At 54.4% G+C, this 16,116-nt stretch carries 8 protein-coding genes; 2 read left to right on the top strand and 6 right to left on the bottom strand.

The genetic code is table 11. The features are described from left to right. Positions 1-28 precede the first annotated feature (28 nt). Positions 29-2,437: a PAS domain-containing protein gene (locus BLX24_RS08940; protein WP_071502746.1), complete on the bottom strand. Its 2,409-nt coding sequence runs from the start codon at positions 2,435-2,437 to the stop codon at positions 29-31. A 426-nt stretch (positions 2,438-2,863) separates the two neighbouring features. Here BLX24_RS08940 and BLX24_RS08945 point away from each other — a divergent pair, with 426 nt between their 5' ends. Continuing rightward, positions 2,864-3,109, top strand: a complete 246-nt coding sequence (locus tag BLX24_RS08945) for a hypothetical protein (protein ID WP_071502747.1) — start codon at positions 2,864-2,866, stop codon at positions 3,107-3,109. Positions 3,110-3,200: 91 nt separating this feature from the next. Here the strand turns inward: BLX24_RS08945 and BLX24_RS08950 are convergent, their stop codons facing one another. Together BLX24_RS08950 and BLX24_RS08955 are read right to left on the bottom strand one after the other, a co-directional pair. After that, positions 3,201-4,058: a 3-keto-disaccharide hydrolase gene (locus BLX24_RS08950; protein WP_071502748.1), complete on the bottom strand. Its 858-nt coding sequence runs from the start codon at positions 4,056-4,058 to the stop codon at positions 3,201-3,203. 140 nt (positions 4,059-4,198) lie between these two features. Next, on the bottom strand, positions 4,199-6,931 hold the full coding sequence (locus tag BLX24_RS08955) for a PQQ-dependent sugar dehydrogenase (protein ID WP_071502749.1): 2,733 nt from the start codon (positions 6,929-6,931) through the stop codon (positions 4,199-4,201). Between the two features lie 91 nt (positions 6,932-7,022). On the opposite strand from BLX24_RS08955, the gene BLX24_RS08960 reads away from it, so the two are divergent. After that, positions 7,023-11,252, top strand: a complete 4,230-nt coding sequence (locus BLX24_RS08960; protein WP_071502750.1) for a hybrid sensor histidine kinase/response regulator transcription factor — start codon at positions 7,023-7,025, stop codon at positions 11,250-11,252. Positions 11,253-11,727: 475 nt separating this feature from the next. Here BLX24_RS08960 and BLX24_RS08965 read toward each other — a convergent pair whose 3' ends face one another. The 3 genes from BLX24_RS08965 to BLX24_RS08975 form a co-directional block, all read right to left on the bottom strand. Continuing rightward, on the bottom strand, positions 11,728-13,437 hold the full coding sequence (locus tag BLX24_RS08965) for an arylsulfatase (RefSeq protein ID WP_071502751.1): 1,710 nt from the start codon (positions 13,435-13,437) through the stop codon (positions 11,728-11,730). 1 nt (position 13,438) lies between these two features. Further along, positions 13,439-14,500 (bottom strand): cellulase family glycosylhydrolase, encoded by a 1,062-nt coding sequence (locus tag BLX24_RS08970; protein ID WP_071502752.1) that lies wholly within the window; start codon positions 14,498-14,500, stop codon positions 13,439-13,441. Positions 14,501-14,644: 144 nt separating this feature from the next. Continuing rightward, positions 14,645-16,108 (bottom strand): RagB/SusD family nutrient uptake outer membrane protein, encoded by a 1,464-nt coding sequence (locus tag BLX24_RS08975; protein WP_071502753.1) that lies wholly within the window; start codon positions 16,106-16,108, stop codon positions 14,645-14,647. Between the last annotated feature and the right edge of the window lie 8 nt (positions 16,109-16,116).

The raw sequence follows: 16,116 nt of genomic DNA on the forward strand, positions 1-16,116 counted from the left end.
CCACTCAATAAACAAATCACTCAATCACTCAATAAACAGGGAGGTACACGTCAAAGGTGGCGCCATGACCGGCTTCGCTGCGGGCGGTGATCGCACCGCCATGGTTAGCGACCACTTTCTGGCAGATAGCCAGACCGATGCCTGTACCTTCGTAGGTCGATTTGCCGTGAAGACGCTGGAAGACTTCAAAAATCCGGTCGAGGTATTTATTGTCGAAGCCGATCCCGTTGTCGGCCACGCTGATCCTGTAGTAGTATTCGGTTTTACGCGGCGGATGGATAACGGGTGGCAAGTGCTCCTCCGCTACTTTTTCGGAGGTCACCGTGACGACCGGCGGCTCACCCGGTTTTCGGAATTTAATCGCATTTGACAGCAGGTTCTGAAATAGCTGACTCAGCTGCAAACTATCTCCCTGAACCATTGGCAACGCCGCAAACGTCAGTTTGGCAGCAGAATCCCCGATTTGCCACTCCAGCGTATCCAGTACTTTTTCCATGACCTTATTCAGGTCGACCGGGTGAGAGGTCTGCGTATGCGTAGAGATGCGGGAGTACGCCAGCAAATCCTTGATCAGCAGCGACATACGCTCGCTGGCGTGTTGCATCCGGCGCAACATGTCATACCCCGACTCGCCCAGCTCTCTGGCATATTGTTCCTGCAATAAACTGCCAAACGCCTGGATTTTGCGCAGGGGTTCCTGTAAATCGTGGCTGGCTACATAAGCAAACTGCTGTAAACTATCGTTCGACCGTTTCAGATCCAGATTGGCCGTACGCAACTCACTTGTCTGCTGTTCTACCTGCCGTTCCAGGTTCTGCTGTGCCTTGCGCAGGTCTTCTTCGGCTTTTTTGAGTTGTTGGCGGGCTTTTACCTGCGCCGACACATCGACCGCCATATGCAGAATTGCGTAAACCTCGCCTTTCTCATTCTTCAGCGGTTTATAGGTAAAGTTAAACCAGAACTCTTTCAGGTCACCGTTGTCCAGAAGTACAGCCTGTTGCTCTATGGCGTCGTAGGTGATACCCGTACGGTACACATTTTTCAGCAAATCGATAAACGGCTGCCCTTTCAGTTCAGGAATAGCTTCCTCCATGGGTTTACCGATTACCGAGGTATCCTTACTCCACATATTCAACAGCACTTTGTTGCTGTTTTCGATGATAATATCTTCGGTCACATAGACGCCGATAGCAAACGGAGCCTCCTCAATAAATGTCCGGAAGCGCTGCTCACTTTTTTCGAGCGCAATGCGGGCTTTTACCTGTTCCGTTACTTCGGCGGCCACTTCGATGATGCCTGTGATGACGCCATTCTGCCGCATTGGGGTGTAAGCCACATTGAAATACGCATCTTCCAGCCGGCCATTCCGGTTCAGGCTTACCAGAATCTCCCAGGCATAATGAGGCTCACCGCTTGTATATACCTTCTCCATAATGCCCGTTACCGCCTGCCCCGTAATTTCAGGCAGTACATCCAGCATTGGCTTTCCGATAATGTCCGGCGTTTTATCAATGAGCGATAACATGCTTTCGTTCACTGTATCAAACACCATATCCGGCCCTTTCAGCACGAGCATGGCCACCGGCGCTTGTTCAATCACCGTTTTAAACCGTTCTTCAGAAGCCCGTAGCCGCAGGTCTTTTTGCTTTTGCTCGGTCAGGTTCTCCACCGTACCGATAAACCGGAATGCCTTACCGTTTTTTCTGAAGTAGGCTTTGCCGGTGGCTCTTACCCAGCGCTCCTGCCCGTCGTGCAGGCCAACTGTCCGGTATTCAATGTCATACTGACCGCCGTCAATACCCGTCAATGCGTTACTGACCGCCTCCAGCGCCATCGGACGGTCTTCCGGGTGTAAACCATTGACAAACAGATCCCAGGTTACCGGCGCTCCGGGCAACACGCCAAACAACTCCCGGCAGCGGTCATCCCAGATCAGCTCGTCCGTCTGCAGGTTATAGTCCCAGGTTCCTAAACCCGATGCCATTAGCGCCAGACGGTATTTTTCCTGCTCGGCTTCGCGCTGACGGCTCAGCTCCCGCACCGAGGTAATGTCCTGCATCGACCCAACCATCCGGATCGACTTCCCGTCGCGGTGCATAATGTACCCCCTGTCAAAGACGTAGGCGTATGAACCATCGGCCCGCCGGAAGCGGTATTCACCCGACCAGTTTGACCCACCCACGTCAATAACATCGTGAATACTTGTCAGTATGCCTTCCCTGTCGTCGGGGTGAATATGATCAGACCATGATTCGGGGCCCAGGGGAAGCGTATCGACAGCGTACCCGAACAAGTCGTTAAAACCGTCATTCCACCAAACGGTATTTGTTTCCAGATTCCAGTCCCAAACGGCATCCCGGGTCGCTTTAGCCAGTAGCTCAAAGCGCTCGTTGGCCGTGGCCATATCCATATGATTAGGCTGATTGATGCCGGTCATGCAAAGGCGGTTTGTGAAACCGTAAATGTACTAAATCCTGCGTAACGGCATATATTGTGGTTTATTATGTTACTTAATGAACTGGCAGACAAACTGCGCTAGTTGTCAACCGATAACCCCGGAAAACAAACTTAACGGGCTCGTAAAACTGCTGCTGCGATAAGCCAGTCAGGCGATAGCCAGGTAGCACTCCCGATTTGTTCCTTATTGCGGTAAGTACAGACGAACGCGACAACTTTGCTGAAATCATCAGGCAGGTTAGCAACTAGTAAGTAACAAAGGCATCTTTATTGCCAAAATCCCTTAACTAATATGCTTTTTTTGTGTACAGGCTAACTTTTTTCACAGTTTTAATTTGTCTTATCAAGAAAAAGCTTACTTTAAGCAGCATTAAAGCCTCATGTACATAAAAACAAGCCGGACAAAATGGTTAAGATGTATTTCATCCTTGGGTACGAGAACAACGAACCCATGATTATGGCTCACGAAGGCATTGCCGTTTCGGAGAGCGTCGCCCGTTGGTTATTTGAATTTACCGGCTGGAAATCCACAGACTCACCCTTTCCTCAGCTGACATTTACCGTTGAGGATGATGAGCAGGAAGAGGGCTATTTTTACATTCACAACCGGGACGAAATCTGGGTTCTGGGCGAAAGCGTACTTCTGAACTAGTCTTTGTACTTCTGATCTGCAAACCAATAAAAAAAGAGCCGGTCATCTGAAAAAGACAACCGGCTCATGGTTCATGCAGGGTGTTTACGCGTTACGGCGTTTTACGCGTTTGTAATTCCTTCAGTTTAGCCTGCAATTGCTTCCGGTTGTTCAGGTAAGGCCCCAGATCAAATACGGCTACTTTCCGGAATTCGACCGGATGGCTTTCGCTCTGCAGCGAGATATAGCCGCTTTTAATCAGCTGCCCGTCTTTTTTCTGCGCCGGATCGTAATCACTCACATTGCCGCCGCCAATCTGCGGTTTGGTATACGTCAGCACGGTATCCCCTTCCACAATGTGTTTTACCAGCGAATCGCCCAGCACGAGCGCCTCGGCATGCACCCAGCGGTCGCCATGGTAGGTCTTCGACCGCGAATCCACGCAATGGGGTGTAAACAGCTTATCATTCAGAAAGACATTGGTGCCCGGCGTGCAGAGGTTGGCAGTATGGCGCTCATGCGTGCCGTCGCCACCGAGAAACTGCATTTCCAGCGAAATCGGAAAATCCTGTTTCAGCCCCATGGTTTTCGGGTCCTGCCCCTGCAGCATAGCCCCGCTGTTGCGGATGGCCCAGCCCGGACCACCTTTCACCTGATCGCCTACAAACCGGTATTCGACCACCAGCAGATAGGCCGAAAACGGCTTGTTGTAAAAAATATGGCCATACTGCTCCTTGAACGCATCATACTGGTCATACCGCACCACCATCTTGCCGTCTTCCACACGGAAGGTATTTCCGAAATTGTCGTTCAGGGGATGACCGGTAATTTTCACCGACCAGTCTTTCAGGTCTTTCCCGTTGAACAGCTGAATCCATTTATCTTTCTTCGGGGGAGCCGATGCTCCTGTCAGCAACAGGATACCCAGCCCTGCGGCCACCAGGCCGGAAAAAAACGCGGTTGTTTTCATTCGTTTGGTAAGGTTAGTAGAGACAATAATAACCACAGAGAACACGGAGTTTTTCACAGAGTTACACAAAGTAGTGATCTTCACAGCTCCGTGCAACTCCGTGCTGAAACTCCGTAAACTCTGTGGTTTAGCGGGCGCTTCTATTTGGCCTTCACTTCCGACACAGTACCCGCGCCTTTGCGGTGGAAATCAATCCACTCGAGCGAGAACAGGTGCTGGTTTGGCGGCTGCGGCTTGTCGAACACAAAATACAGGTCGTGGCGACCGGCCGGTGCCTGCACCGACGTACTGGCTTCCACGTATTTGTCCCAGCTACCGGTTGCCGAATAGGCAAACGAACTGATCACGGGGCCGGTCGGTGAGTCAAGATGTACGTTCAGGGTCGCATCACGGTTTTGCGACGAATACCGGTAGGTCAGTTCGTCGATGCCCTTCAGATCAATGTTTTTCAGGACAAAATAAGACTCATGGTGAATACTGCCCAGCCGCTTGCCCTGCCGGTCGAGGTTGTGAATCACATCGGCCTCGCTGCCCAACACGCGGTTTGGCCGCAAAATCAGCGCATCGGTGCGGGTCAGCGGATAGACCGTTCCTTTGTCGGTGTAGGTAGCCGTCAGCACGTACCGCCCACGCTGTTCCTTACCGACGTGTTCTTTAAGGACCAGCGTACCTTTAGGGGCGATCCGGTTTTCGACCGGCTGATCGGCCAGTGACAAGACGTATTTTACCATCTCGGTTGCCTCTTCGCGCGAGAGTTGCGGGTGTGCGCTCATGGCGTGTTCGCCCCACACACCGCCCCCGCCAACGATGATTTTATTGGCTAGTTTGGCGGTTGCCGTTTTGTCCTCGCGGTATTTTTTAGCCACGTCGACAAACGCCGGCCCTACGGATTTAGCGGCAATCTGGTGACACGCCTTGCAGTCGGAGCCCGCAATCAGTGACTTACCGAGACTGAAGCTGCCCGACAGTTGCTGGTGGCCCACAATCGGCTCGTTACCTACTTTCGGGATGTAATTCATCACTACTTTTACCCGCTTCGGATCTATCACTTTGTCTTCACGGTCGTTGACCGACACGGTGTATGACAGCGGCATCTGTGCCGGCGTAAAGAACGTGCTGTTATCGGCCACCTTGATGGCTACCTCCGGCATGGTGTTGCCCACCCGGATCGTCAGCGTATCGGTATTGGATTTGCCGTGCGGGTCACTTACTTTCAGACGGACTTTATAGATACCGTTCTTTTTAAAGGTGTAGGTCGGACTGGCTTCGGTTGACCCGACTTTTCCGCCTTCGAACTGCCACGCATACGTCAGCTGGTCTCCTTTGTCGAAGTCGCGGCTCCCGCTCCCGTCGAACGCCACCTGAAACGGGGCAAGCCCGATGGTATCCTTCGCCGAAATCTTCGCGACCGGAGCCCGGTTACCGGCATTAAACTCGATCCGGACCAGCCGTGCATCTTCGTTATCAATACCATAAACCGAACCGTATTCCAGCATATAAAATGCGCCGTCAGGACCTACTTCCAGATCAACCGGACGACGGAAATCGCCCGAAGCCGGCATAAAGGCTTCCATCGACTGGTAATTCTGCTGCGCATCCAGCCGGACGGCAAACACCCAGTTCCGCATCCAGTCGTAGACAAACAGGGCTTTGTCGTAATAAGCCGGCAGCTTCACCGACGATTTCAGGGCCGGGTCGAAATGATAAACCGGTCCGCCCATGGCGCAACGACCACCCACACCCAGTTGCGGAAACTCGTCGGACTTATTGTAGGGATACCAGATCATTGCCTTCTGCGCTGGCGGCAGGTTGGTCATACCGGTATTGAAGGGCGACCGGTTGACCGGTGCACCGGCATCGAACAGCTCGCCAATCTGTTTGGTTGCAAAGTCGTAGGCATGGTACGGTTTACTGTCGCCGACGAAATACGGCCAGCCATAGTTACCAGGCTTCTTCGCCTGGTTGATTTCGTCATACCCGCGCGGTCCCTGCTTGCCGTCGGTACCGGCATCCGGCCCGATTTCGCCCCAATAGACATAGCCGGTTGCCGGATCGACCGAAATCCGGTATGGGTTGCGGCACCCCATGACATAAATTTCCGGGCGGGTACCGGCCATACCTTTCGGGAACAGGTTGCCTTCCGGAATGGTATAGCTACCATCAGCTTCGGGATGAATCCGCAGGATTTTCCCCCGCAGATCGTTCGGGTTACCCGCCGAGCGCTGGGCATCAAACGTCAGCCGGCCCTCGCGCGTGTCAATCGGCGCATAACCGCTTGATTCGAACGGCACGGTATTATCGCCGGTCGAAATAAACAGGTTGCCTCGGGCGTCCCACGCCATAGAACCACCGGTGTGTGCACTCACTTCAAGGTCGATCGGAAACTCAATGATGGCTTTCTCCGAGGCCACATCCAGGGTGTTATCGGCATTCATCCGGAAGCGGGCAATCCGTTGCCGGGTCTGTCCGGCTTCCTGAATGGTATAAAAAAAGTACAGAAACTGATTTTTACTGAAGTTGGGATCAATAGTCATGCCCAGCAGACCATTCAGGTATTTGTCAACGGCTTTTACCGGAAAATCATACAGCAGACGGGTCTTTTTCTGCACCGGATCGTACATGTAAAACTTACCGGCACGTTCAACAAAAAACACACGCCCATCCGGTGCTACGGCCAGTTCCATCGGCTCATTCAAGTCATTCGACAAGAGCACCTTAGTAAACCGGTTTTCATCGGGCCGGTTTGTCGTGTCGGCCGGCACCGGCCAAACCGGCATCGCCTGCGGCGTTATCGCCTTCCAGCCAGACGTTAAGGCCACGGCCCCCGCCAATGCCCCTGCAGCTAACGAAGTTTTTAGTATTCTAAAAGTCATAAGAGTATACGAATAGGGCAAAGCTACGGCGCTTTTGATAAACAATAGGGTTGGAATCAGTCAAAAAAAGGGGGTAAATTAGTAGTCTGATATGAAGTGGACCGTTGTTTACCGTTTTTCTTTACTCATCGTTATACTTGCCTTCACCCGCGTGCCGGCACAGGATGCTGCAAACCGGTTCCGGTTTAAGCACATCACGGTTAACGAAGGCTTATCGCACAGTGATGCCATGGCTGTTGCCCAGGACCAACAGGGTTTTACCTGGATTGGCACCAATAAGGGCATTGACCGCTACGATGGCTACACCTTAAAAAAATACAATCTGCCGATCAACCCGGAAACGGGGATGTCGGCCAACCGGATCCGGAGCCTGCACGTAAGCAACACCGGCGAGCTCTGGGTGGGCGTCGAACGCTCGGGCCTGTTCTGGTACGACCCCGACAAAGATTGCTTTGTCAGTCTGGCTGAACGCGCAGGGGCTGATGCGTTTCCCGATCAGCTGGCGCGATTGAGCGAATCTAACGTTAATGCCATTACCCACGACCGGCTTGGCCGCCTGTGGGTAGGCACGTGGCGCTATGGCCCACAGGTGCTGACCTTCGGCAAATCCGGTGACTTAACCGGCTGGCAAACCGTTCACCTGACCAAACCCGCCCCCTACGAACCCGCCGTCAACCGCATGGCCACCGACCGGCAGGGACGTGTCTGGATCGGCACCTTCGGCACTGGCTTATGGGTGGTTGACGGCCTTGCCAGGAAGCTGCCGCAGCAAGCCGCCCAGATCCCGCAGCTCAGCCACACAACCATCCGGGCCATGCACGCTGACCGGCACGGCGACCTGTGGATCGGTACCGATAATCGGGTGCTATGGTCCGGTGCCCCGGCGCTGGCCCACGCCCCGAACCTGATTATGCAGCCCTTCCGACGTACATTTGCCGGGCTGGAAAGCCTCTACCTCGACTCCGCCGACCGGCTCTGGATCAGTACCAACTACGGGCTGCTGCTGGTTGAAGCGGGAGTCAGAAACGGGCAAACGATGCCGGTCGCCGAAACCCGCGTGCAAACGTTTCTGCCGCAGGACACCGACCCCTACAGTATCAACTCCGTACGGGTACACGATATTCTGGAAGACCGCTTCCATAACCTCTGGCTGGCAACCTCCGCCGGCGGACTCAATCAGGTACGGTTACAGGCTCAGCCGTTCGGGCTGTTACGGCGTCAGCTGCTGGGTCAGACCTCACCGGCCAATAACTACATCAATGCGATTTGCGAAGATAAGCCCCATAACCTGCTCTGGATTGGTACCCGCAACGGGCTGGCCGCTTATGATCCGGTCCGGAAAACCTACCAGAACTACCTGAGCCGGGTGCTGTCGGGCGATGTGAACGGGGTAGATGTATCGGCGCTGTTTATGGCGTCAGACGGTACGCTCTGGATCGGGACCCGGTATAATGGCCTTTACCGGTTCAGAGACCGTCAGCCGGAACGGATTGCGGAAAGCCCTCAGGGCCCGAAATGGTATGATCTCAGCATCGAACACATTACCGAAGACCGGTTTGGCACCATCTGGGTGGCGTCGTTTAATGCCGGATTACACCGGTATACCCGGCAAGGCCGCTACCTGAGTCCGGCGGAAAACGTCCTGAAAACCCGCCAGATTACCTCGCTGCTCTACGAGCCGCAGCAGGATATACTCTGGGTCAGCACCCGCGACGCCGGCGTGCTGAAAACAAAGATAACGGCCGACACTATACGCTTACTGAAGCGGTTTGCGTATGTCCCGAAAGACAGCAGCAGTCTGGCGACTAATTATACCTGGCCACTGCTCAAGGACCAGCAGGGCGATTTGTGGATCGGCACCATCGGCGGGGGGCTTCACCGGTTACGCCGTCAGCCGGCCGGGCAGGAACACATCGAACGCTTTCAGAAATGGCTGCCGGAAACCGACGTCGAAAGCCTGCTGACCGACGCCGTCGGGAACCTGTGGGTCGGTGGCGCCGGGCTGTTCCGCTTTTCACCGGCAACCAAAGCACTGCGGCACTATGACGTGACAGACGGCCTCCAAAGCAACGCGTTTAAGGTTGGGGCGGCCCTGCGGGCGCAGGATGGTACCATGTATTTCGGCGGCACCAACGGCATTACGTATTTCCGGCCTGCTGCCCTGCAAACGGCCTCTGCCCCTCCGGTAGTTCAGATTACCGGTCTTCGGATCATGAATCAGGCCATTGGCATCGGTGATACGCGGGATGGCGATGTGGTGGTACCGTGTGCATTTGCCGCTTCGCCGACGGTGACGATCCATGCCGCAGATAACGACTTCTCCGTGGAGTTTGTGGCCCTCAACTACCTGAATCCCACAAAACATCAGTATGCCTATCAGCTCGTGGGCTACAACAGAGACTGGGTACAGCCTGCGCCGGGACAACGCTCCGCTAGCTTTGCCAACCTCCCCCCCGGCAATTATACCTTTCTGGTCAAAGCCAGTAACGGCGACGGTGTGTGGTCGGCCAAACCAGCCATGATGCAGTTCAGGGTGCTGCCGCCCTGGTGGCGTACGTGGTGGGCCTGTATGCTATACCTGCTTGCCGGAACAGGAGCACTCCTGGTTTACCGGCGCGTAACCGGTACCCAGCGGGAACTCAAGAATAAACTGGCCTTTGAACAGTTTAAAAATGACAAGGAAAAAGAGCTGACTGACCTCAAAATGGCATTCTTCACCAACGTTTCGCACGAGTTACGGACGCCGTTGACCTTGATTCTGGGGCCCATGGAAGAACTGGCTACCAGTCAGCATCCTCTGACGGGGTATCAAGACCGCATTGTGCTGATGCATCAGCAAACCCGCAAACTGTTCGACCTCGTGAACCAGTTGCTCGACTTCCGCAAAGTCGAAAGCGGCCACGTTTCGCTACAGATCAGCCGCGGAAATATCATTGAGTTTCTGACCGAAATCTTCCTTATTTTCCGTCTGAAAGCCGAAGAACACGCGCTGGACTACCGCATGGCGCTTCCGGAGGAGCCGGTGCCGCTTTATTTTGATCGCAGCAAACTCGAAATCGTGCTGACAAACCTGCTCTCGAACGCCCTCAAATACACGCCGGACGGAGGGAAAATCCGGCTGTCGGCAACGATCACCGGTCATCCGGAGCAGGAGTCGGTACGGCAGGCAGGTAAACTGACCAACAACTTTCTGGAGATCAGGGTACAGGATTGGGGAGTGGGCATGCCGGCAGAGGAGCTGGACAGGATTTTTGATCCCTATTATCAGGCCTCGCACACACGCACGCTGCGAATGATCGGCAGCGGAATCGGTCTGTCGCTGGTCAAACAGTTTGTCGCGTATCATGCCGGTGAGATTACCGTCGACAGTGCCGTGCAGCAGGGCACCACCTTTACCCTGCGGCTGCCATTCGGCCACAGCCACTTTGCGCCGGCCGATATACAGGAGGCCGGACAGCCGGGCGATCTGTACGAGCTTCCGGCAACCGGAACCTCATCATTGCCGGACCCGGACGCACCCGATGCCGAGCCCATGCTGCCCCAATCGCTCCGGATACTGCTGGTCGAAGACAACGACGAAGTACGCCACTACCTGCAGCAACTGTTTGAAGCTGATTTTGACGTTATGACAGCACCCGACGGTCTGGAAGGCTGGCAAAAAGCGCAGCACAGCCAACCTGATCTGGTCATCAGCGACATTATGATGCCTTACAGCGACGGGCTCGAACTCTGCAAGCGCATCAAGCAACACCCGAAAACCATGCATATTCCGGTAGTATTGCTGACGGCGCGGGCCGCAGCCATGCACGAGCTGGAAGGGCTGGAAACGGGTGCCGACGACTACGTAGCCAAGCCCTTTAACCCTCGCCTGCTCTATGCTAAAGTGACGACTCTTCTCCGGAACCGGTATAAACTCCGCGAGTACTACCAGCGGCAGATTCTGCTGGAACCGACCGACGTCGTAATCCCCGATGCTGACAAGGCGTTTCTGGAGCAGGCCATGCGCATTGTGGAGGCCGAATTGCAGAATCCGGCCTTCAACGTCCAGACGCTGGTGCAGGAGATGGGCATGAGCCAGTCGGTTTTTTATCGCCGGTTAAAGAGCATTACGGGCCAGACCGTTGTTGAGTTTATCCGCGATGTACGCATGAAACGGGCGGCGCGGCTCTTAGCCACGAGCAACCTGCGGGTCTCCGAAGTAGCCTATCAGGTCGGCATCGAAGACATTAAGTATTTCCGGAAATCGTTCCAGAAAATCTTCTCGCTCTCCCCCTCCGACTACGCCCGCCAGCACCGGTCAACGGGGATTGCAGAGGAATGAGATTAACAGAAACCCTGCCTTCCGGGAAGTTGAACAGCTATATTACTGTTGCTTACCAGGATAGCCCCCCTCTATGAGGCGCCTGATACTGCTTGAGCCAGCTCGGTGGTTTCGACACCGAACGGTTCTTCTTCGCTCTACTCATGGTCGTAACATGTTTAGAGTGAAACATGCCTCCACCTCCGGGGAGGTATCGGGCTGGTCGGCTGCTGGTAACAGTTGACCGGCACTGCAATTTACTACTTATACATATAAAACCCCGATCATAAGAAGGTCGGGGTTTAGTATTTTAGTAGACTCTTCTATTTTTTTGTTAGCTGTTTCCTGTCCCCGTTATCGCCTGCGTTCCGCGACTGAGCGGTCGGCCCCTCCGACTACGCCCGCCAGCACCGGTCAACGGGGATTGCAGAGGAGTAAACCAAAACTCCCCGAGAGTTTTGAACCCTCGGGGAGCTACAACTACGGGGAGTTGATTTTACCGCTTCGGAGCCGGTTTCGGGAAGACGCTATGAGAAGCCGCCCACTTACGCCATTCGCCGTCGAGCTGCTTTACCCTGTCGGGGTATCTGGCGGCCAGATCCGTCGTTTCGGTACGGTCGCTGGCCAGATGGTAGAGTTGCCAGGTGGTGTCGCGACCCGACGCCACAATCTTCCAGTCGCCGTAACGGGCGTAGCGGGCGCCAAAGTGTTCGTTGAACAGCCACGGATGACCCACCACCGGCCTGCCGGCAAACGAAGGCACCAGACTCACCCCCGTTGAGGGCGTAATGGCGTGGCCACGGTACGTATCCGGATACGTTGCGCCGGCCAGCTCCACAAACGTGCTCATAAAGTCCATGACATGGCCTACCTGTGCGCTGAAGCTGCCTTTTTTCGCCTTAATACCCTTCGGCCAGCAGGCAATCACCGGCGTATGCACACCTCCTTCGTTTGACTCCGCTTTCCAGTATGTATAAGGCGTGTTGGCGACATTTGCCCAACGCTGCCCGATCGACGCAAAGGACGTCTGCGGCCCGGGCATTACCTGTTTTTTCAGATCATACGAAATCGGGCGGCCGTCGCGGGTCTGATTCGGCCGGTCGAAACCGGGACCGTAGGCCGCACAGTTTTCCGGACTCGCACCGTTGTCCGACAAAAAGATAATCAGCGTATTATCCAGCTGACCAGTCTCGCGCAGGGTCTGAATCATGCGGCCAATGCCCTGATCCATCCGGTCGATCATGGCCGCGTGTACGGCCATCGCACGGGCGTCCCACTCCTTGTCGGGATTGGCCTCCCAGCTCAGATCGTTTTTAAAACGGGCCGACAGTTTGGTAGTTTTCGGGTCAATCAGTTGCATGTTCACCATTTTGTCGTAGCGGGCTTTCCGGATGGCATCCCAGCCACCTTTATAGGTGTCCTTATATTTCTCAATATCTTCCGGCAACGCCATCAGAGGCCAGTGCGGCGCGGTGTGGGCTACATAGAGGAAAAACGGCGATTTCGATTTAGCAAACGCCTTGATATAGGCAACCGTTGTGTCGCTGATGGCATCGGTATGGTAGTAGTTCTTCGGCACCTTCGTGACCGGCTTTGTACCACTCACGAGGCTGAACGGATCAAAGAAATCCACTACCCCCCAGATATTGCCGAAATAGCGGTCGAAGCCGCGGCTGGTCGGATACTGGTCAACGGGGGAAAAATCGCCGAAGTCTTTTTTGTGGTTCAGCCAGTCGAGCTGATCCTGCGCGTTTTTCTGCACAATGGTGTTCGATACGTGCCACTTGCCGGTCATCCCGGTTTGGTAACCCGCCGACTTCAGCACCTCGGCCAGCGTCACCGTATTATCCGTCAACCGGCCGCGATAGCCCGGTTCGGGTTCGTCGTCGGTCATTTTACCGATACCGGCCTGGTGGTTGTAGAGGCCCGTCAGCAGGCTGGCGCGGGTCGGGCAACAGCGCGAGGTATTGTAGAACTGGGTATAGCGCAGCCCGTTACTGGCCAGGTAATCAAGGTTCGGGGTGTTGATTTCGCTCCCGTAACAGCCCAGATCCGAAAAACCGAGGTCGTCGGCCATCACCACAATAATATTCGGCCGTGGTGCAGCAACAGGTGCGTCCTCTTCTTTTTTGTAAAAGCCGGTACAAACCAAAATGGCTGCGGCCGATGTGATGGCGAGCGATAAGACAATACCCCGTTTCTTCATCTTATTTCTGTTTTCCGGTTAACGTTTTAATTACTTTTATTTCATCCTGGCTAAACGGCGAGCCGTCTTTCCGGAGAATGTCGTGAAACCACAGGTCCGGCTCTTTCCCGTCCGGGACCGGCGTTCCCCAGGCAAAGATCGTATTCGTTTTGCCGGCAACAAATCCCCAGTTGATTGCCCCGATATTTTCTTCTTTCAGCATCGGCATAATGGTCTGAAACAGACTGCCGTTGCGGCGGGCCATGTATTCCGTACAGATCAGCGGTCGCCCTTGCTTCCGCAGCTGCCCGATTATCTGCCGGTGTTTATCGCTGTAGCCGTAATGATGATAGGTAACCACATCGGAGTTCTCACGCTGAAAGGTATTCAGTTCGTCAAATTTCGGTCCCCAGCTCCACAATCCGGCGCTGATCGGCTGCGACGGATTTACCTCCTTCGCCCAAGCAAAAACGGCTTTCAGCAACGGCATACTTTTGTTGACACGGCCGTTATTGCCCGGCTCGTTGTAGAGGTCCCAGAGCAGAATCCGGTTGTCGGTTTTAAAGGTCGTCATGACATCCTTCACGTAACGCTCCAGCATCGGCAGGCTGTCGGGATGGCTGTCGAGCATCGCGCCCGGGTCGCGCACCCAGCCGCTGTTGTGGATGCCGGGTTTCGGGTCCGGCTGTTTGCCGGGCAGGTAGGTTTCGTTCCAGCAATCGTCGAAAAACACCAGAATAGTTTTGATCCCGTGCTTGTCCGAAATCCGGAGGTAGTCGTCCAGCCGTTTTTTGAAGCCGTCGCGGTCAGATGTCCAGGCCACATGGTGCAGATAAACCCGCATCGCGTTGAAGCCCAAATCCTGCGCCCAGCCTAACTCGCGGTCAATCGTCTGCGGATCGTAGGTGGCCGCCTGAAACATTTCGAGCTGGTTGATGGCAGTGCTCGGCTGAAAGTTACAGCCTCGCAGCCAGCCTTGTTTCTTATACCACGCATCGGCCTGTGCGGCCGTCCACCGTGGCTGTGCATATACGCCTGACAGGGTCAACACCACAATCAGGGCAGCTAAAATGATCTTTTGCATGTTTAATTAATGGATAATGAATAATGGGAAATGAATAATGGCCTTGCTGAATCCTGATCAATCCTTTTCCATCCCGTTTCACCTTATTCATTGTTCATTTCACATTATTCATTGTTCATTTCACATTATTCATTATTCATTGATTCAATACCCCGGATTTTGTACACACAATTTATTGGCGTCGATTTCGACCTGCGGAATCGGGAACAGTACCCGCTCGGGTTTGGCGTTGGCGACACCCCGCGCCTGTGCCAGCGAAATAAACGTTCCCTGACGGATCAGGTCCTCACGACGTTTGCCTTCTGACACAAACTCCCAGCCACGCTCCCGTAAAATGGCGGCCCGAAACGCTTCTTTGGTGGCCGCATCGGCCGTTGGCAGGTTTGGAATCCCCGCCCGCGTACGTACCTGGTTGATGAGCGCCGTGGCCTCGGCCGTCGGTCCGTTCAGCTCGTTCAGAGCCTCGGCACGGGTTAGCAGAATGTCGGCATACCGGTAAACCGGTACGTCAGTGCCGCTATTGTTGCCGACTGTATTGTTGTCCCAGTATTTAAAGCTGCGCGCGTTGTCGCCCGTCGAGAGGTCGATGGTCTGGTTGCTGCTGTTGACGTAGCTCGTGCAGATCAGCTGCAACCGCTTGTCGTTAGCGGCAAAGCTACTTGTAAACGCCGTCCGCAAGCGGTATTGTGTCGCGAAGTTCGACATGGTTGCCTTATAGGTAAAATTCGGGAACTGCGGGCTGCTCTTATAGGCAGGGGGCAAGGCGCCGGCCTGATACCAGTTACCGAACGGGTCTTCCGGACGGCACTGCAGCACCAGAATCATTTCCTTATTGGCTGCTCCTTCGTTTTCAATCCGGAACATCCCGACAAAATCCGGATTCAGGGCATAATAGTTAAAATCCATAACGGCTTTGGCGGCATTAGCGGCCTTCTGCCACTGCTTTGTATTCAGGAAAAATTTGGCCAGTATGCTGTTGGCCACCCCTTTATTAAAGCGGCCATAGGCTTCTTCCTTGCCGGGATCCGGCAAATCAGCCAGCGATTCCGTAATTTCCTTTTCGATAAATGCCAGGATCTCCGCGTCGGTCGCCCGCGCTAATTCCGCAGGTTGTGTAGTGGAGGTACGCAGCGGTACGGGTCCGAAGAAATTATACAGTAATGCATATGCCTGCGCCCGCAGCACACGGGCTTCGGCTTTGTAGAGCTTCTTCACGGCATCGGCAGCCGTTACGTTATCAATGTTTTCGATAACTCCGTTGGCGTCGCGGATGGTCCGGTAGTTCGGAGCCCACATATCGTCGTTGAACGTGCCCAGTGAAGGGTCCCAGGTAAAGTTAATGAGCTGAATCAGCTGCCCGTTTTCGGCTCCGCCTGTATTAAAGCCCATATCGGTAGACACCTCAGAGTCGTTAATTACATACCGCGAATTAGTCTGGGTCTGGGCCTGGGCGTAGGCCGAAAACAGCAGCGCTTTAATGCCGCTCTCGGTCGTCAGGACGTTACCCGGCGAAAATTCAGAGCGGGGTGAAACTTCCAGCGCTTTTTCGCAGGACATCATGGCGAAAACCAGCCCGAGGGAAGCGATATAATGGTATGCCTTTTTCATGTCGGATG

The sequence above is a fragment of the Arsenicibacter rosenii genome, assembly GCF_001870735.1.
Taxonomy (GTDB): Bacteria; Bacteroidota; Bacteroidia; order Cytophagales; family Spirosomataceae; genus Arsenicibacter; species Arsenicibacter rosenii.